The sequence below is a fragment of the Nonomuraea sp. NPDC049655 genome, from assembly GCF_044465465.1.
GTDB lineage: Bacteria > Actinomycetota > Actinomycetes > Streptosporangiales > Streptosporangiaceae > Nonomuraea.
Genome location: NZ_JBITLS010000016.1, coordinates 138,527 through 155,394, shown reverse-complemented (window position 1 = coordinate 155,394; position 16,868 = coordinate 138,527). Strand labels below are relative to the sequence as shown.

The window sequence follows — 16,868 nt, the reverse complement described above, 5'->3', positions numbered from 1 at the left end:
GGCTGAGAGTGGTCGGGGCGTTCCTCGGGTTGAGGGTGGTTGGGGTGTGCCGCGGGCTGAGGGTGGTCAGGGGGCGTCTCGGGCTGAGGGGGGTCGAGGGATGCTGCCGGCTGAGGGCGGGCCGGGTGGGGGGCAGGTCGGTGGGGGGCGGCAGGCGGCCGGGGTGCTGGCCGCGCGGGCGCTGGCCGGCGTGGAGGGCTCGGCCTCCGATGGCGGTACGCTGCCCGGCGCGCGCGTCTGCGCCCTTGGGCCGGTCTTCGGGGAGCGGGCGCTGGACGTGACCTTCCAGGCGCCCGAGGGGGCCAAGGAGGTGGTGCTCGCGGCGGTGGCCAGGATGCGGACGCCCTCCGGTGGGCTGACCACCATCAACAGGACCACGTCCATGCAGGTCGCCGAGGAGATGCCGCGCGAGACCGCCACGATCAGCGGTCAGGCGGTGCCCGTTCCGGCCACGGCCCCACACAAGCGGAGGCGGCCGGGCCGGCAGGTGACAGGCGGACGGGGGCAGCAGCCGGGGGCCGCCGGGCTTCTCGCGGGGACGGGCGGAGGCGTCGCCGGGCTGGCGCCGGGGGTGGGTGGAAGAACGCGAGGCGGCCTTCCCGGCCTGACCGGTACGACGGCGGGAAGGGGCGGCCTCCCTGGAGGGGCCGCAGGGTTGCCGATCACCGGTGGAGCCCGAGGGGCGCTCCCGCGCGTCGGCGGCGGGGGCGTGGCGCGGGCGCCGCGTCAGGGAGGCGCGGGCGGAACCCTGGGGGCGTTCCCGCGTGCGGGAGGCGTGGGCCAGGGCCTCGCCCCTGGAACGACCGGCCGGGCGCCCACCGGCGCCCGGGGGACGGCACGAACCCGGGGGACGGCACGAAACGGCCTCCCCGGCGGCCTGACGGCGGGCAGCGTGCCTGGTGGCGCGGCGGGCGGCCTGTCGAGCGGACTGACGGGGCGTCTGCCTGGCGGTGCCTCGGGCGGCTTGCCGGGTGGAGTGGCAGGGAGCCTGGCAGGCGGTGCGACAGGGGGTATGCCGGGCGGTGTGAGCGGGAGCCTGCCTGGTGGCGTGACGGGAAGCGTGCCCGGTGGCGCCGTCCAGAAGGGGCTGCCAGGTGGTGCGGCGCACGGAGGGCTGCCTGGTGGTGCGGCGCACGGAGGGCTGTCCGGCGCGGCAGGGCTCGCGCAGGGCGGGGTGCCGGGGATGACCCATCAGAGCCTGCCCGGCGGCATGCCACCGGGGAGTGTGGCCGGAGGGGTGGCGCCGGGGAGCGTTGCCGGGGGGGTGGCGCCGGGAGGCGTGGCCGGGGGCATGGTGCCCGGGGGTGTCGCCGGAGGCATGGTCCCGGGAGGTGTCGCCGGGGGTGTGGCGCAGGGGGGCGTCGGTGGCGGGGTGCAAGGGGGAGTGGTTCCCGGCGGCGGGGCGGTGAGTCTGGCGCCGGAGTCGGGGGCCGGGGCGCCGTGGCCGGTGCAGGTGGTGGAGGCGCGGAAACCGGTTCGTCCGGTCGCGTACACCAGCCCGCTGGACGGGCCGCGCGGCTTCTCGCTGGTCATCGGGGCGATCGGCGTCCTGCTGGGGGCCTTGTGGCTGGTTACGCGAGCAAAACGCCGCCATAAGCCGCGAAACGGATGGTAATTCCGTCTTTACTGTTGCTTTGACCCGACTAGTATTCCCTTGACCATGGTTCCGGGACTATGCGGAGGGCTCCGGTGGCACGCACGCGAGCGACGGCCGTGTCCGCGATCGTCCTAGCGCTCGGGCTCACGGGCGTCGGCGTGGCCCCCTTCGTCGGTCAGAGCGCGAGCGCCTCGGTCAGCCGCGCGGCGTTCGACCCGGCGGTGGAGCCGTGCGACGCGGGCCAGACCTGTGATCCGCAGACCACGGTCACGGTCACGACGACGTTGGGCACGCCCACGCCGGAGGAGGCTCCGGAGACGACGATCACGCACACCGTCACCGCGAGCCCGACGAAGACCACGAAGGCCCCGAAGCCGCCCAAGACCACCACGGCCCCCACGCCCCCGCCCGTCCAGGAGACGACGCAGCAGCCGCTGGCGCCCCTGCCCACCGCGCAGACCACGGCCGGGCCGCTGCCCACGGAGCAGACGACGGAACCGTCCGTCGAGATGCCATCCGTCGCGCCGACGGACCCGCCCGCCACGACCGCCCCGCTGACCGCCGACACCGCCCCGACCACGGACTCGGTCCAGCTCGAGGTGCGCGCGGCCGCGCCGGAGTTCGACCAGAAGTCGCTGACGCAGAAGCTCAGCATCCCCGCGCTGGTGCTGGTCCTGCTCGCGCTGTTCGCGGTGCTCATCTTCGAGGGACGGCTGCGCCGCATGGCCCACGCGGCGGCCGTGCGCAAGGCGGGCCCCCCGATGGCCGGCTCCCCCATGGGCCGCCCGGACGCGCCGCCGCCCGGCTACCCCGCCGGACCCGGTTACGCCACGGCGTCCTTCCCCGCCCCCGGCTACCCGGGAGGCACGGCGTACGCGCCGATCATCAGCTTCGTCCCGATCCAGACCTACCCGGCCGGTCAGCCCGGCTACGGCCCGGCCCACCACGACCCGGCCTACCACGACCCGTACGGGCCCCAGGGCGGCTACCCGCCCGAGCCGGCGCCGACCGTGCCCGCCAGCATGCCCGCCAACATGCCCGCGACCGCGCCCGAGCCCGTCGTGCTGCACCCGGACGAGTTCGACTCCTACAACGAGCCGCCGCAGCCCGCCCAGGACTACCGTGACCCGTTCGAGCCGCTGATCCCGGCCGAGCAGCCGCCGGCCGAGATCCCGCCGGGCGGCGGGAAGCCGTACGAGGACGAGCGCGAGTTCCCGCTCGCCCCGGCGGCGGCGGCCGAGAGCGGCGACTCCGAGCCCTGGCAGCAGGGCCCGTCCCTGTTCGAGCCGAAGCAGCCGGTCCAGCCCCGACCTCCGGTGCGACCGCAGGCCGAGCCGCCGGAGCCGCCGGAGGGCTACCGGCCGCCGCCGTACCTGCCGCCGGAGGGGGACGCCGCGACGGTCGTCCAGCCGTTGCCGCCGCAGCCCCCGGAGGGCGCCACCAAGGAGATGCAGGACCCCAAGCACCGGAAGAAGCGCTGGGGCCGCAAGTAGCACAAAGCGGAAGCGGGGGCCGGATCCGTCCGGCCCCCGCTTCCGCTTCTCCGCCTACTTGGCGCGCTTGAAGATCTTGTTGCCCAGCCAGACCAGCGGGTCGTACTTGCGGTCGGCCACGCGCTCCTTCATCGGGATCAGCGCGTTGTCAGTGATCTTGATGTGCTCGGGGCAGACCTCGGTGCAGCACTTGGTGATGTTGCAGTAGCCGAGCCCGTGCTCCTCCTGGGCGGATTCCTGCCGGTCGGCCACGTCGTACGGGTGCATGTCCAGCTCGGCGATCCGCATGAGGAAACGCGGGCCGGCGAAGGCCGGCTTGTTCTCCTCGTGGTCGCGGATCACGTGGCAGACGTTGTTGCACATGAAGCACTCGATGCACTTGCGGAACTCCTGCGAGCGCTCGACGTCGACCTGCTGCATGCGGTACTCGCCGGGCCGGACGCCCGCCGGCGGGGTGAACGAGGGGATCTCGCGGGCCTTCTGGTAGTTGAAGGACACGTCGGTGACCAGGTCCTTGATGACGGGGAAGGTCCGCATCGGGGTGACCGTGATGGTCTCGTCCTCGGAGAAGGTGGACATCCGGGTCATGCAGCCCAGGCGCGGCTTGCCGTTGATCTCCATGCTGCACGAGCCGCACTTGCCGGCCTTGCAGTTCCAGCGCACCGCGAGGTCGGGGGCCTGGGTCGCCTGGAGCCTGTGGATGATGTCGAGGACGACCTCGCCCTCGTTCACCTCGACGGTGAAGTCCTCAAGCTTGCCCTCGCCGCCCTCACCACGCCAGACCTTGAACTTCGCCTTGTAACTCATTTGGCAATCCCGTCGAACTCGGCCATCTCTTCGTCGGTGAGGTACTTCTTCAGCTCGTCCCGGTCGAACAGGGTGATCAGGTCCTCGCGCATGGACGGCTGGACCTTCTCCACGACCTGGACGTCGTTGCCGTCCGCGGTGGAGCAGACGAGCAGCTTGCGGCGCCATTCCGGGTTCATCCCGGGGAAGTCGTCGCGGGTGTGGCCGCCGCGGCTCTCCTCGCGCAGGAGGGCGGCCCGGGCCACGCACTCGGAGACCAGGACCATGTTCCGCAGGTCGATGGCCAGGTGCCAGCCGGGGTTGTAGATCCGCGAGCCGGCCGCGCCGACCTGGCGCACCCGCTCCTTGAGCTTCTCCACGACCTCCATGGCCTCGGAGACCTCCTCGGCCTTGCGGATGATGCCGACCAGCTCGTTCATCGTCCGCTGGAGCTCGTGGTGCACCTCGTACGGGTTCTCGCCGTCGCGCTGGAGGGGCGCCAGGGCCTCCTCGCGGGCCGCGTCCACGAGCTCCTGGACGACCTTGGGACGGGCCTTGAGCCCGTCGACGTAGGCCGCCGCGCCCGCGCCCGCGCGCCGCCCGAACACCAGCAGGTCGGACAGCGAGTTGCCGCCCAGCCGGTTGGACCCGTGCATGCCGCCGGACACCTCGCCCGCCGCGAACAGGCCGGGCACGGCCGCCGCGCCGGTGTCGGCGTCGACCTCGACGCCGCCCATGATGTAGTGGCAGGTCGGGCCCACCTGCATGGGCTCGGCGGTGATGTCGACGTCGGCCAGCTCCTTGAACTGGTGGTGCATCGACGGCAGCCGCTTCTTGATCTCCTCGGCCGGCAGGCGGGTGGAGACGTCGAGGAAGACGCCACCCTGGGGCGATCCGCGGCCCGCCTTGACCTCGGCGTTGATCGCGCGGGCCACCTCGTCACGCGGCAGCAGCTCCGGCGGGCGCCGGTTGTTGGCCTGGTCGGTGTACCAGCGGTCGCCCTCCTCCTCGGTGGTGGCGTACTTGTCCTTGAACACCTCGGGGATGTAGTCGAACATGAAGCGCTTGCCCTCGGAGTTGCGCAGCACGCCGCCGTCGCCCCGGACGGACTCGGTGACGAGGATGCCGCGCACCGACGGCGGCCAGACCATCCCGGTGGGGTGGAACTGGATGAACTCCATGTTGATCAGGTTGGCGCCGGCGAGCAGGGCCAGGGCGTGGCCGTCGCCGGTGTACTCCCAGGAGTTGGAGGTGACGACGTACGACTTGCCGATGCCGCCGGTGGCCAGGACCACGGCGGGGGCGTCGAACAGCAGGAAGTTGCCGGTCTCGCGCCAGTAGCCGAACGCGCCGGAGATGCGGTCGCCGTCCTTCAGCAGGCGGGTGACCGTGCACTCGGCGAAGACCTTGATGTAGGCCTCGTGGTCGCCGTGCGTCTCGAAGTCCTCCTGCTGCAGCGCGACGACCCGCTGCTGGAGGGTGCGGATCAGCTCCAGGCCGGTACGGTCGCCCACGTGTGCGAGCCGCGGGTACTCGTGACCGCCGAAGTTCCGCTGGCTGATCTTGCCGTCCTTGGTGCGGTCGAACAGCGCGCCCCACGCCTCCAGCTCCCAGACGCGGTCGGGGGCCTCCTTGGCGTGCAGCTCGGCCATGCGCCAGTTGTTGAGGAACTTGCCGCCCCGCATGGTGTCACGGAAGTGCACCATCCAGTTGTCGTCGGAATTGACGTTCCCCATCGCGGCGGCCGCGCCGCCCTCGGCCATGACGGTGTGGGCCTTGCCGAACAGCGACTTGCAGACGATCGCCGTGCGCTTGCCCTGCTGACGGGCCTCGATGGCGGCCCGCAGCCCGGCGCCGCCCGCACCGATGACGACGACGTCGTATTCGTGACGCTCGATTTCCACTGGAAGAAGTCCTTTATGCGAACGGGAAGGCGATGACGCCCTTGGCGACCATGCGGACGTAGAAGTCGGCGATCATGACCGAGAACATCGAGGCCCAGGCGAGCTGCTGGTGCTTGGCGTTGAGCTTGGAGACGAACGTCCAGGCCTTGTAGCGCAGCGGGTGACGGGAGAAGTGGTTGAGCCTGCCCGCGGTGATGTGCCTGCAGGAGTGGCACGACAACGTGTACGTGTTGATCAGCACGGCGTTGACGACCAGGATCCAGGTGCCGAGGCCCTGCGGCTTGTGCACCAGCGCCAGGACGGCGTCGTAGGCCAGCACGAGGCCGATCACGATGGCCGCGTAGAAGAAGTACCGGTGGATGTTCTGCAGGATCAGCGGGAACCGGGTCTCACCGGTGTACTTGCCGTGCGGCTCCTGGACGGCGCACGCGGCCGGCGACAGCCAGAACGACCGGTAGTACGACTTGCGGTAGTAGTAACACGTGAGCCGGAACCCGCCCGGCAGGCCGAGGATGAGCAGCCCCGGCGGCAGGGTGAACCAGTCGCCGATCGGCGCCCACCCGAACAGCCGCGCGCCCTCGGGGCACGCCGTGGTCAGACAGGGCGAGGCGAACGGGGCGATGTACGGATCGACGAAATAACTGCCGTCGATGATCGCCCACACGCCGTAGACGAGGAACGAGCTGAGCCCGAGGAAGGTCAGCAGCGGGACCAGCCACCACCTGTCGGTGCGCAGCGTGCGCACCCTCACCTGGGCACGTTGCCTTCTGAGCGGGGCTTCGGGCGTCGTCTGGGTCATCGCGGACCTCTCCACCTCCCGCGGACCCTGCACACAGGGGGGTCCGGGTCGTTTCACTGGGCGCGCGTACGGCGGGTGCGGTACCGCTCTGGGCGCGCATTGGTGGGGGATACGTTACGACGACCGCATACGATTTTGTGAGCGGGGTCACTCACTTTTTCGGTGACCCACTGTGATTCCTGTCACGTATACGCGTCAGGGCCGCGGGCCGGGGGCCGGCAGCTTCACAACGGTCACGAAAAAATCATCTATTTGCCGGACAACACGGATAAATTGCTCGAAATCCACCGGCTTAGCGACATAGGCGTTGGCGTGCAGCCGGTAGCTGTGCAGGATGTCCTCCTCCGCCTCCGAGGTCGTCAGGATCACCACGGGGATCGTCCGCAGGGCGGCGTCGGCCTTGACCTCGCTCAGCACCTCCAGGCCGTTCATCCGGGGCAGGTTGAGGTCGAGCAGGATCAGGTCGGGCCGCGGCGCGCCGGCGTAGGCGCCCTCCCGCCGCAGGTACGCCATCGCCTGCTCGCCGTCGTTGACCACGTTGAGCCGGTTGCGCACCTTGTTGAGATCGAACGCCTCCCTGGTGAGCAGGATGTCCCCCTGGTCGTCCTCCACGAGGAGCACGTCGATCGGGCGCCAGTCCGTCATGCGTCGCCTCCCGCCGCCGGCAGCGTCCAGCGGAACGTCGTGCCCTGATCGGCCGGTTCGGCGTCGAGCCAGAGCTGCCCGCCGTGGTACTCGACGATCTTCCGGCAGAGCGCCAGTCCGATGCCGGTGCCGGGGTACACGTCCCGGGGATGGAGCCGCTGGAAGATCAGGAAGATGCGGTCGGCGTACTTGGGGTCGACGCCGATGCCGTTGTCGGAGCAGCTGAACTCCCACATGTCGCCCTTCCGCTCGGCCGTCAGGCGCACGCGCGGCGGGTCCTCGGAGCGGAACTTGATCGCGTTCTCGACGAGGTTCTGGAAGAGCTGCGTGAGCTGCGTCCGGTTGCCCTCGACCACGGGCAGGTCGTCGCGGGTGACGGTGGCGCCGGTGTCCTCGATCGTGGCCGACAGGTTCTCCAGAGCCCGGTCCAGGGCCCCGCCCGAGTCGGTCGGCACCCGCTCGCCGCTCACCCGGCCCACCCGGGAGAAGTCGAGCAGGTCGTTGATCAGGAGCTGCATGCGCTTGGCGCCGTCGACCGCGTAGTGGATGTACTGGCGGGCGCGGTCGTCGAGCTGCGGGCCGTACCGCTGCTCCAGCATCTGGGTGAAGCTGGCGACCTTGCGCAGCGGCTCCTGCAGGTCGTGGCTGGCGACGTAGGCGAACTGCTCCAGCTCGCCGTTGGACCGACGCAGCTCGTCGGCCTGGTCGGCGGCCCCGCGCCAGGCCGAGACGATGCGGCGGCGCATGGAGTCGACGTGGCTGGACAGCTCGCTCAGCTCGGCCGGCCGGTCGACGCCGAGCCGGTGGTCGAAGTCGCCGGCGGCGACCGTGCGGACCTGCTCGGTGAGCTGGTCGATGGGCTTGAGGACGGCGTACCTGATCACGAACGCCAGGCCCGCCCCGCCCGCCAGCAGCACCGCGAACAGCACGATCAGCGCCACGTTGAGCCGGTCGAGCTGGACGGCGATCTCCGGCCTCGGCCCCAGTGCCCGCGCGTGCGCGATCATCGACATGGTGACCACCACGCCGGTCGCGAATGCGAACCCCGCCAGCACGCCGATGGCCAGGAACCAGCGGGCCGCCGGCAGCCGGCCGAGCCCGGTCGGCGCCTTCGGCGGCGGCAGCGGATGGATGCTCATGCCTTCCTCCTCGACACCAGGACCACCGCGAGATCGTCGCTGAGCCTGCCGGCGTGCCTGATCAGCCGGTCGAGGTCGATCACGCTGTGCTCGCGCACCAGCCCGACCAGGCCCTCCACCCCGAGCAGCTCCTTCTGCCCGCCGACGGCCGCCTCGATCAGGCCGTCCGTGTAGAGCATGATCGACCAGTCCTCGCCCAGGGGCACGTCGATGACCGTCCACTCGGCGTCGGGGAAGATGCCGAGCGGCGGACCCGAGGGCGTGCCGGCCAGCACCGCGGGCACGCCGTCACGGACCAGCACCGGCGGCGGGTGCCCGACCACGCGCATCCGGGCCTGGCGCAGGTCGGGCGTCAAGGTGGCCATGCAGAGCGTGGTGAAGATCTCGGGCGCCTTGCGCTCGGCGCGCAGGAGGGCGTCCATCGTGCGCAGCAGCGTGTCGTCGGTCTGCCCGGCCAGCACCAGCGTGCGCCAGGCGATGCGCAGCGCCACGCCGAGCGCGGCCTCGTCGGGCCCGTGGCCGCAGACGTCGCCCACCACGACGTGCACCGCGCCGTCGGAGGTCTGGACCATGTCGAGGAAGTCGCCGCCCAGCAGGGTTCCCTGGTTGCCCGGCAGGTAGCGGATCTGGTGCGTGATCGCCTCGGTGCGCAGCAGGGGCACGGGCAGCAGGCCGCTCTCCAGGCGGGCGTTCTCCTTGGCGGTCAGCTCGGCCTCGAACAGCCTGAGCTGGGCCAGGTCGGCGCGCTTGCGCTCCATGGCGTACCTGATCGACCTGGCCAGCAGGCGGGCGTCGATGTCCTGCTTGACCAGGTAGTCCTGGGCGCCCGCCTGGACGGCGGCCACGCCGACGTGCACGTCCCTGAGGCCGGTGAGGACCAGGACGGCCGCGTGCGGCGCCAGCGCCAGCACCTCCTCCAGCGCCTCCAGCCTGCTGGCGTCGGGCAGGGTGAGGTCGACGAGAACGCACTGGATCGTCGGGTCGAGCTTGGCCTTGGCCTCCTGGAGGCTGCGCGCCCAGAAGATCGTCGGTGGCGCCTCGGCCTGGTTGAGCAGTTCTTCGACGAGGAAGGCGTCGCCGTCGTCGTCCTCGATGAGGAGCAGTGTCAGCGGCTCGTTGAGGTTTGCCGTCACACAATGCCTTCCCGGGGGAGTCGGGCTGTTGCTGCTCATTCTGCGATGAGCTCGACCCCTTGCGGAAGCGTGCCTTCCTGTCCGGCCTGGACCACGAAGGCGAGCAGGGTCTCCCGGAACGCCTGCGCTGCCCTGGTGGGTTCGACGTCCTTGCGGTGGGCCAGGGCGATCGTCCGGCTCAGGCCGGGCGGGGCCAGCGGCGTGCCGGACAGGCCCGGCCGCCCGTCGAGCACCATCGACGGCACCACCGCCACGCCGAGCCCCGCCTCCACGAACCGCAGCACCGCGTCCATCTCGCCGCCCTGCACCGAGAACCGGGGCTCGAACCCGGCCTGACGGCAGGCGGCGAGGGTGGCCTCGCGCAGGTCGTAACCGCGCCGGAACATCACCATCTGCCGGCCGCGCAGGTCCTCGATCCGCAGGTACGGCCCCCGCGCCCGCTCGTGCGAGGGCGAGACCACCACCAGGTTCTCCCGCAGGATCTCCTCGGTCACCAGGGACGGGTCGTCGCTCTGCAGCGGCATGATGATCAGCGACAGGTCGAGCTGCCCCCTGGCCAGCGCCCTGACCAGGTCACGCGAGCCGCCCTCCTCCACCAGCAGTTCCACCCCCGGGTAGGCCCGGTGGAAGCGCGCCAGCGCGTCGGCCAGCAGGCCCGCGCACAACGACGGCGTGGCCCCCAGCCGCACCCGGCCCCGGCGCAGCCCGGCCAGCTCGGCCACCTCCTGCCGGGCGGTGTCGGCGTCGGCCAGCATGCGGCGGGCCAGCGGCAGCAGCGCCTCGCCCGCGGCCGTCAGCGTGACGTTGCCGCGCGCGCGGGAGAACAGCGGGGCGCCGAGGTCGTTCTCCAGAGCCTTGATCTGCTTGCTGAGCGAGGGCTGGGCGACCCGCATGCGCTCGGCCGCCTGGGTGAAGTGCCTGGTCTCCGCGACCGCGACGAAGTAGGCGAGCTGCTGCAACTGCATGTGATTTTCCTCGCACCGGCCGAGCATTTTTCCTTACGCCGACCGTATAAACCAAGCATCATAGCCGGAAGCTATGGAAACCAGATCCGCGATGACTTGGACGGATCATTGCTGGATACCTAGCGTTCAAACGTGACTGCCACGATAGAGCGCGGCGCCGCCACCGCGCCTGTTAACGCCCCCAAGGGTGCCTCGCCCGCACCGACGTCCAAGAAGCCGAGCCGGTTCCTGAGCTCGTCGAACGGCAAGAAAGTCGTCATGGCCGTCACGGGCGCCGTGATGGTGTCCTTCCTCGTCCTGCACATGCTGGGCAACCTGAAGATCTTCCTCGGCAAGGACTCGTTCAACGAGTACGCCGTCGCGCTGCGCACGCTCCTTGAGCCCATCGCGCCGTACCGGACGGTGCTGACGATCCTGGAGATCGGGCTCGTCGTCTCGGTCGTGCTGCACATGTGGGCCGCGATCTCGCTGGCGCGCAAGGCGGCCAAGGCCCGTCCGGTCAAGTACGTGGCCAAGAAGTCGCAGGCCAACGGCTACGCCACGCACATCATGCGGTTCGGCGGCCTGACGATCCTGCTGTTCGTGATCTGGCACCTGCTCGACCTGACCTTCGGCGTCGTCAACCCCAAGGGCTTCGACTCCGAGCCCGCCGACCGCATGGTCGCCGGCTTCGACCCGTCCCGCTGGTGGGTGACCCTCATCTACCTCGTGGCCGTCGTCATGGTCGGCCTGCACCTGCGGCACGGCATCTGGAGCGCCTTCCAGACGCTGGGCTGGGCCAACCGCAGCCGCTACCGCGGCCTGCGCCTGACGGCCGCCCTCGTCTCGGCGGTCCTGGTCGTCGGCTTCCTGGCCCCGCCCCTCGCCATCACGTTCGGAGTTGTGAAGTGAAGTACACCGAAGGCTCGGAGATCCGGGACACCAAGGCGCCCGCCGGTCCCATCGAGGAGCGGTGGGAGAAGCGGAAGTTCAGCGCCAAGCTGGTCAACCCGGCCAACAAGCGCAAGCTCAACGTGATCGTCGTCGGCACCGGACTGGCGGGCGGCTCGGCCGCGGCGACCCTGGGCGAGCTGGGCTACAACGTCAAGTCGTTCTGCTACCAGGACACGCCCCGGCGCGCCCACTCCATCGCCGCCCAGGGCGGCATCAACGCCGCCAAGAACTACCGCGGCGACGGCGACTCGATCTACCGGCTCTTCTACGACACGGTCAAGGGCGGCGACTTCCGCGCCCGCGAGTCGAACGTCTACCGCCTGGCCCAGGTGTCGGTGAACATCATCGACCAGGCCGTGGCCCAGGGCGTGCCGTTCGCCCGCGAGTACGGCGGCCTGCTGGACACCCGCTCGTTCGGCGGCGCCCAGGTCTCCCGCACGTTCTACGCCCGCGGCCAGACGGGCCAGCAGCTCCTGCTGGGCGCCTACCAGGCGCTGGAGCGGCAGATCGCGGCCGGGACCGTGGAGATGCACACCCGCCACGAGATGCTCGACCTGATCGTCTCCGACGGCCGGGCGCGCGGCGTCATCGTGCGCGACATGGTGACCGGCGAGATCGAGCGGCACCTGGCCGACGCCGTGGTGCTGGCCACCGGCGGCTACGGCAACGTGTTCTTCCTGTCCACGAACGCCAAGGGCTGCAACACGACGGCCATCTGGCGGGCGCACGAGCGCGGGGCGTACTTCGCCAACCCGTGCTACACGCAGATCCACCCGACCTGCATCCCGGTCTCCGGCGAGTACCAGTCGAAGCTGACGCTGATGTCGGAGTCGCTGCGCAACGACGGCCGCGTGTGGGTGCCGCTGCGCAAGGACGACGACCGGGCCCCCGGCGACATCCCGGAGGAGGAGCGCGACTACTACCTGGAGCGCATCTACCCGGCCTTCGGCAACCTCGTCCCGCGTGACATCGCCTCCCGCGCCGCCAAGAACGTCTGCGACGAGGGCCGCGGCGTCGGCCCCGGCGGGCTGGGCGTCTACCTCGACTTCCGCGACGCCATCGGCCGGCTCGGCCGCGACGCCGTGGAGAAGAAGTACGGCAACCTCTTCGAGATGTACGAGCGCATCACCGGCGAGAACCCGTACGACGTGCCGATGCGCATCTACCCCGCCGTCCACTACACGATGGGCGGCCTGTGGGTGGACTACGACCTGCAGTCCACGATCCCCGGCCTGTTCGTGATCGGTGAGGCCAACTTCTCCGACCACGGCGCGAACCGGCTCGGCGCCTCGGCGCTGATGCAGGGCCTGGCCGACGGGTACTTCGTGCTGCCCACCACGATCGGCGACTACCTGGCCAACGGCCCGTACGGCGAGGTGGACGAGGAGGCCGTGGCCGAGGCGGAGATCAAGGTCCGGACCCGGATCGACCGCCTGATGTCGGTGAACGGCACCCGCACCCCCGACTCCTTCCACCGCGAGCTGGGCAAGCTCATGTGGGACTACTGCGGCATGGAGCGCACCGAGGAGTCGCTGCGCAAGGCCCTTGAGCGCATCCCCGAGCTGCGCGAGGAGTTCTGGAAGAACGTCAAGGTGTCCGGCACCGCCGAGGAGCTGAACCAGGTGCTGGAGAAGGCCGGCCGCGTCGCCGACTTCTTCGACCTGGCCGAGCTCATGTGCCTGGACGCCCTCGTCCGCACCGAGTCCTGCGGCGGCCACTTCCGCGCCGAGTCGCAGGACCCCGACGGCGAGGCCCTGCGCGACGACGAGCACTTCGCGCACGTCTCGGCCTGGGAGCGCACGCCCTCCGGCGAGACGGTGCTGCACAAGGAACCGCTCGAGTACGAGTACGTCAAGATGACCCAGCGGAGCTACAAGTGAACCTGACCCTCAAGGTCTGGCGTCAGAGCGCCCCCTCGGACGCCGGGCGCATGGTGACGTACCGGGTGGAGGACGTGTCCCCGGACATGTCGTTCCTGGAGATGCTGGACGTGCTGAACGAACGGCTGATCCTGGAGGGCGACGACCCGATCGCCTTCGACCACGACTGCCGCGAGGGCATCTGCGGCATGTGCGGCATGGTCATCAACGGCGTGGCGCACGGCGAGCAGCGCGCCACGACGACCTGCCAGCTGCACATGCGCCACTTCGAGGACGGCGCCGAGATCACCATCGAGCCGTGGCGCGCCGCGCCGTTCCCGGTGGTCAAGGACCTGGTCGTGGACCGCAGCGCGTTCGACCGCATCATCCAGGCGGGCGGCTTCGTCTCGGTGCCGGCCGGCTCGGCCCCGGACGCGCACAGCGTCCCGGTGCGCAAGGAGGACGCCGACGCCGCGTTCGACGCCGCGACCTGCATCGGCTGCGGCGCCTGCGTGGCCGCCTGCCCGAACGGCTCGGCCTCCCTGTTCACCGCCGCCAAGATCACCCACCTCAGCCTGCTGCCCCAGGGCCAGCCCGAGCGCCTGACCCGCGCGAAGGCCATGGTGGACCAGATGGACGCCGAGGGCTTCGGCGGCTGCACGAACACCGGCGAGTGCACGGCGGTCTGCCCCAAGGGCATCCCGCTGGACACGATCGCCCAGATGAACAGCGACTACCTCAAGGCCAACGCCAAGTAGGCGAGGTCGAGCAGGCCCCGCCCCGGAACGCCACCGGGGGCGGGGCTTCTGCTTTTTCCGGCAAGCTGTAACAACACGGCCGTTCCCACCACTTCCCGGTGTCAGAAGCACGCATCAGGGACGAAGGGGCTGCGCGGTGACGGATGATTCCCACCGTTTCACCGGCATGTACGACGAATGCCGACAACGGGTGTGGGCCTACGCGGTCAGTCGCGCGGGCGGGCAGGTGGCCGACGAGGTGGTGAGCGAGACGTTCGCCATCGCGTGGCGGCGGCTGGACGACGTGCCGGAGCCGCCGCTGCCGTGGCTGCTCGGCGTGGCGCGCAACCTCCTGCGCGACGACGCCCGCTCGCAGGCGCGCAGGGACGCGCTGGCCGCCGAGCTGAGCTCGTGGACCGAGGACGGCCGCCCGGACGTGGCCGAGCAGGTGACCGAGCGCATGGGCGTGCTGCGGGCGCTGGCCGAGCTGCACGAGGACGACCGGGAGGTGCTGATGCTGGTCGCCTGGCACGGGCTGTCGCCCAAGGAGGGCGCCCGGGTCGTCGGCTGCTCGTCGGCGGCCTTCCGCGTCCGGCTGCACCGGGCCCGCAAGCGGCTCACGCGAGCCATGGAGTCCGCCGAACCGTCCCGTCCCTACGTGCGCAACCTCAGCGAGGAGTGGTCATGAACCCGATGGACGAACTCCGGGCCGCGCGGCCCGCGCACCTCGGCGACCGGCCGGTGGACGAGCACACCAGGGCCGCCGAGCTCGCGCACGCCATGTCCGGGCCGCGCGGATCCCGGCGCCGGCGCACGGCCGTACGGCCGGTGTGGGGGCTCGCGGCCCTGGCGGCGGGGGCGACCGCGGTGGCCGTCGTGGTGGCGGGGAACGCGGCTCCGGCGCCCAGGAAGCAGGCTCCGCAGGCCGGGCAGAGCGCGTCGGCGACGCCGCGCAAGGTCACGCTGTCGGCCAGGGAGGTGCTGCTGGCCGCCGCGGAGAAGGCCGACCGGCAGCCCGACCGCACCGGCGCCTGGTGGTACACCTCGTCGGTGAGCAGGTACGTCTACCCGGCCGTCCAGGGCGGCTACCTGGTGGTGGACCGGGAGCGGAACGAGGAGTGGACGCCGCGCGCCACCGGCGGCGAGCAGTGGAGCCGCCAACAGCGGCTCGGCGCGCTGCCCGCGACCGAGGCCGACCGGCTGGCCTGGGAGCGGGCCGGCTCGCCCGGCGAGATCGAGGTGGTGCCGCCCGTGAAGAAGCTGAGCCGGCTGCGCCTGCCGACCTCGGAAGGCAAGCCCACGACCAGCCACACCCCCCTGGTGGACGGCGACAAGGTGTTCTGGCTCGGCCGCAACGTCACGATGAAGGACCTGCGCGGCCTGCCGGACGAGCCGGCGAAGCTGAAGAAGTGGCTGCTCGACAGCTACGACGGGCATTCGACCGAGTCGTCCAGCGTGGAGATGTCCTCCGACGTCTGGCTGTTCACCGTCAGCGTCGGACTGATCGTCGACATGCCGGTGACGCCGCAGGTGCGCGGGGCCGCCTTCCGCATGCTGGCCGGGCTCGACTCCGTCAAGGTCATCGAGAACGTCACCGACGCCGAGGGCCGCACCGGCACGGCCGCGGCCATCCAGCAGGAGGACGACAGGACCGGGCTGCGGGAGAGCCGCCTGATCTTCGACGAGGCCACCGGGCGGGCGCTGGGCACCGAGACCGTGCTGGTCGAGCCGCGCGGGCAGCGGGGAGGACTTGAGCCGGGCGCGGTGTCGAGCTCCGAGGCCGTCCTGGAGGCCGGCTGGACGGACGCCGGCCCCAAGCGCTGAGGCCCGGCCGAGCAGCCCCCGCGGCGGCCCGTGCCGTCAGTCGCGCAGCAGGTGCAGGCGGAAGCGGGTCCCGGCCGGCTCGGAACGCACCTGGAGCAGGTCGCAGAGCTGGCGCACCACCCACAGGCCGTGCCCGCGCAGGGCGGTCGGGGCGGGCGGCAGGTAACCGGGCAGGACGGCCGTCAGCTTGCCCGGGTCAGTCACGTCGCACACGACGGCGTTCCCGTCGGTCCAGATCGCGAGGTCGCCGTGCCCGCCGCCGTGCTCGACGGCGTTGGCGGCGACCTCGTTGACGGTCAGCAGCAGGCGGTCGGTCAGGGCGCGGGACAGGCCGAGCCGTTCGGCGGTCGCCCGCACGTGCCGGCGCACGCGGTGCAGGTCGCCGTCGAAGCGCAGGTCGGCGGCCCCGGACGGCGGAGGCGGCAGCGGGTCGTGGTCGGAGGCGTGGCTGAAGGACTCGGGCTCGACGTAGTCGGTGCTGGCACGGGGGCCGTCACCGGTCAGCAGCCCCGGATGGGTCCGGCGGGCGCCGCCGACGACCCGGTCCGGCACCGCGCGGGCGTCGAAGGCGCAGACCATCCAGGCCGCGCGGGCGGCGAACGCGGCGTTGAGCACCGATTCGTACCGGGTCCACTCGGCCTCCTCGACCGGGGTGCGGCCGTGCCAGACGGGCTCGCCGATCACCCTGACGCGGGGATGGGCGTCGAGGTAGCGGCCGTAGGCGGCCAGGGTCCGGCCCGGGGCGTCGTACCAGCCGCCGGCCTCGACGAACTCGACCTCGCCCGCGTCGCCGCCGAGGGCCCGCGCGAGCAGGCCGATGTTGGCGGCCGTGGTCACCACGAGCACCCTGTCCCGCGCGGCCAGCCCGTCGCGGCAGAAGGGCACGGCCGCGGCCAGGAAGCCGGCGTCGGTGGAGTAGACCAGCGCCTGGTGGACCAGCGGATACTCGTCCGGCTGGTCGGCGACGGCGATCATGTGCGCCCCGTTTTCTCCGCGACGGCGAGTTGCTGCCCGGCCACGATCGGTTGGAGGGGTCGGGCCGTTCTCAACGGTA

14 protein-coding genes are annotated in these 16,868 nt (G+C 71.4%); 6 read left to right on the top strand and 8 right to left on the bottom strand.

Annotated features, from left to right (window positions below; translation table 11 throughout):
• Positions 1–1,689: 1,689 nt before the first annotated feature.
• On the top strand, positions 1,690–3,090 hold the full coding sequence (locus ACIBQ6_RS41525) for a hypothetical protein (RefSeq protein ID WP_397218524.1): 1,401 nt from the start codon (positions 1,690–1,692) through the stop codon (positions 3,088–3,090).
• A 54-nt stretch (positions 3,091–3,144) separates the two neighbouring features.
• Here ACIBQ6_RS41525 and ACIBQ6_RS41520 read toward each other — a convergent pair whose 3' ends face one another.
• The 7 genes from ACIBQ6_RS41520 to ACIBQ6_RS41490 all read right to left on the bottom strand — a co-directional run bounded on the left by ACIBQ6_RS41520 (position 3,145) and on the right by ACIBQ6_RS41490 (position 10,461).
• The gene (locus ACIBQ6_RS41520; RefSeq protein ID WP_352324162.1) at positions 3,145–3,897 is read right to left on the bottom strand and encodes a succinate dehydrogenase/fumarate reductase iron-sulfur subunit; all 753 of its coding nucleotides are present in this window, start codon (positions 3,895–3,897) and stop codon (positions 3,145–3,147) included.
• Positions 3,894–5,780: a fumarate reductase/succinate dehydrogenase flavoprotein subunit gene (locus tag ACIBQ6_RS41515; protein ID WP_358294433.1), complete on the bottom strand. Its 1,887-nt coding sequence runs from the start codon at positions 5,778–5,780 to the stop codon at positions 3,894–3,896. The genes ACIBQ6_RS41520 and ACIBQ6_RS41515 overlap by 4 nt, the downstream gene beginning before the upstream one ends.
• A gap of 13 nt (positions 5,781–5,793) precedes the next feature.
• Positions 5,794–6,579 (bottom strand): hypothetical protein, encoded by a 786-nt coding sequence (locus ACIBQ6_RS41510; RefSeq protein WP_352324159.1) that lies wholly within the window; start codon positions 6,577–6,579, stop codon positions 5,794–5,796.
• Between the two features lie 195 nt (positions 6,580–6,774).
• The gene (locus tag ACIBQ6_RS41505; protein ID WP_352352922.1) at positions 6,775–7,224 is read right to left on the bottom strand and encodes a response regulator; all 450 of its coding nucleotides are present in this window, start codon (positions 7,222–7,224) and stop codon (positions 6,775–6,777) included.
• The gene (locus ACIBQ6_RS41500; RefSeq protein ID WP_397218523.1) at positions 7,221–8,363 is read right to left on the bottom strand and encodes an ATP-binding protein; all 1,143 of its coding nucleotides are present in this window, start codon (positions 8,361–8,363) and stop codon (positions 7,221–7,223) included. The genes ACIBQ6_RS41505 and ACIBQ6_RS41500 overlap by 4 nt, the downstream gene beginning before the upstream one ends.
• Positions 8,360–9,496 (bottom strand): PP2C family protein-serine/threonine phosphatase, encoded by a 1,137-nt coding sequence (locus ACIBQ6_RS41495; RefSeq protein WP_397218522.1) that lies wholly within the window; start codon positions 9,494–9,496, stop codon positions 8,360–8,362. Before ACIBQ6_RS41495 ends, ACIBQ6_RS41500 begins: the two co-directional genes overlap by 4 nt.
• Positions 9,497–9,531: 35 nt before the next feature.
• Positions 9,532–10,461 (bottom strand): LysR family transcriptional regulator, encoded by a 930-nt coding sequence (locus ACIBQ6_RS41490; RefSeq protein ID WP_397218521.1) that lies wholly within the window; start codon positions 10,459–10,461, stop codon positions 9,532–9,534.
• 132 nt (positions 10,462–10,593) lie between these two features.
• Between ACIBQ6_RS41490 and ACIBQ6_RS41485 the strand changes: the two genes are divergently transcribed.
• The 5 genes from ACIBQ6_RS41485 to ACIBQ6_RS41465 all read left to right on the top strand — a co-directional run bounded on the left by ACIBQ6_RS41485 (position 10,594) and on the right by ACIBQ6_RS41465 (position 15,814).
• Complete coding sequence (locus ACIBQ6_RS41485) at positions 10,594–11,352, top strand: succinate dehydrogenase cytochrome b subunit (protein ID WP_352352918.1); 759 nt, start codon at positions 10,594–10,596, stop codon at positions 11,350–11,352.
• Complete coding sequence (locus tag ACIBQ6_RS41480; RefSeq protein ID WP_352352917.1) at positions 11,349–13,274, top strand: fumarate reductase/succinate dehydrogenase flavoprotein subunit; 1,926 nt, start codon at positions 11,349–11,351, stop codon at positions 13,272–13,274. Before ACIBQ6_RS41485 ends, ACIBQ6_RS41480 begins: the two co-directional genes overlap by 4 nt.
• The gene (locus ACIBQ6_RS41475; protein ID WP_352352916.1) at positions 13,271–14,011 is read left to right on the top strand and encodes a succinate dehydrogenase/fumarate reductase iron-sulfur subunit; all 741 of its coding nucleotides are present in this window, start codon (positions 13,271–13,273) and stop codon (positions 14,009–14,011) included. The genes ACIBQ6_RS41480 and ACIBQ6_RS41475 overlap by 4 nt, the downstream gene beginning before the upstream one ends.
• 136 nt (positions 14,012–14,147) lie before the next feature.
• Positions 14,148–14,678 (top strand): RNA polymerase sigma factor, encoded by a 531-nt coding sequence (locus ACIBQ6_RS41470; protein WP_397218520.1) that lies wholly within the window; start codon positions 14,148–14,150, stop codon positions 14,676–14,678.
• Positions 14,675–15,814: a CU044_5270 family protein gene (locus ACIBQ6_RS41465; RefSeq protein WP_397218519.1), complete on the top strand. Its 1,140-nt coding sequence runs from the start codon at positions 14,675–14,677 to the stop codon at positions 15,812–15,814. Before ACIBQ6_RS41470 ends, ACIBQ6_RS41465 begins: the two co-directional genes overlap by 4 nt.
• Before the next feature lie 36 nt (positions 15,815–15,850).
• Here ACIBQ6_RS41465 and ACIBQ6_RS41460 read toward each other — a convergent pair whose 3' ends face one another.
• Positions 15,851–16,789 (bottom strand): anti-sigma factor RsbA family regulatory protein, encoded by a 939-nt coding sequence (locus tag ACIBQ6_RS41460; protein WP_397218518.1) that lies wholly within the window; start codon positions 16,787–16,789, stop codon positions 15,851–15,853.
• Positions 16,790–16,868: the final 79 nt, after the last annotated feature.

Coding starts and splice junctions, on each gene's coding strand:
- ACIBQ6_RS41500 (WP_397218523.1), bottom strand. CDS start 8,363: ATGAGCATCCATCCGCTGCCGCCGCCGAAGGCGCCGACCGGGCTCGGC.
- ACIBQ6_RS41490 (WP_397218521.1), bottom strand. CDS start 10,461: ATGCAGTTGCAGCAGCTCGCCTACTTCGTCGCGGTCGCGGAGACCAGG.
- ACIBQ6_RS41505 (WP_352352922.1), bottom strand. CDS start 7,224: ATGACGGACTGGCGCCCGATCGACGTGCTCCTCGTGGAGGACGACCAG.
- ACIBQ6_RS41510 (WP_352324159.1), bottom strand. CDS start 6,579: ATGACCCAGACGACGCCCGAAGCCCCGCTCAGAAGGCAACGTGCCCAG.
- ACIBQ6_RS41460 (WP_397218518.1), bottom strand. CDS start 16,789: ATGATCGCCGTCGCCGACCAGCCGGACGAGTATCCGCTGGTCCACCAG.
- ACIBQ6_RS41465 (WP_397218519.1), top strand. CDS start 14,675: ATGAACCCGATGGACGAACTCCGGGCCGCGCGGCCCGCGCACCTCGGC.
- ACIBQ6_RS41520 (WP_352324162.1), bottom strand. CDS start 3,897: ATGAGTTACAAGGCGAAGTTCAAGGTCTGGCGTGGTGAGGGCGGCGAG.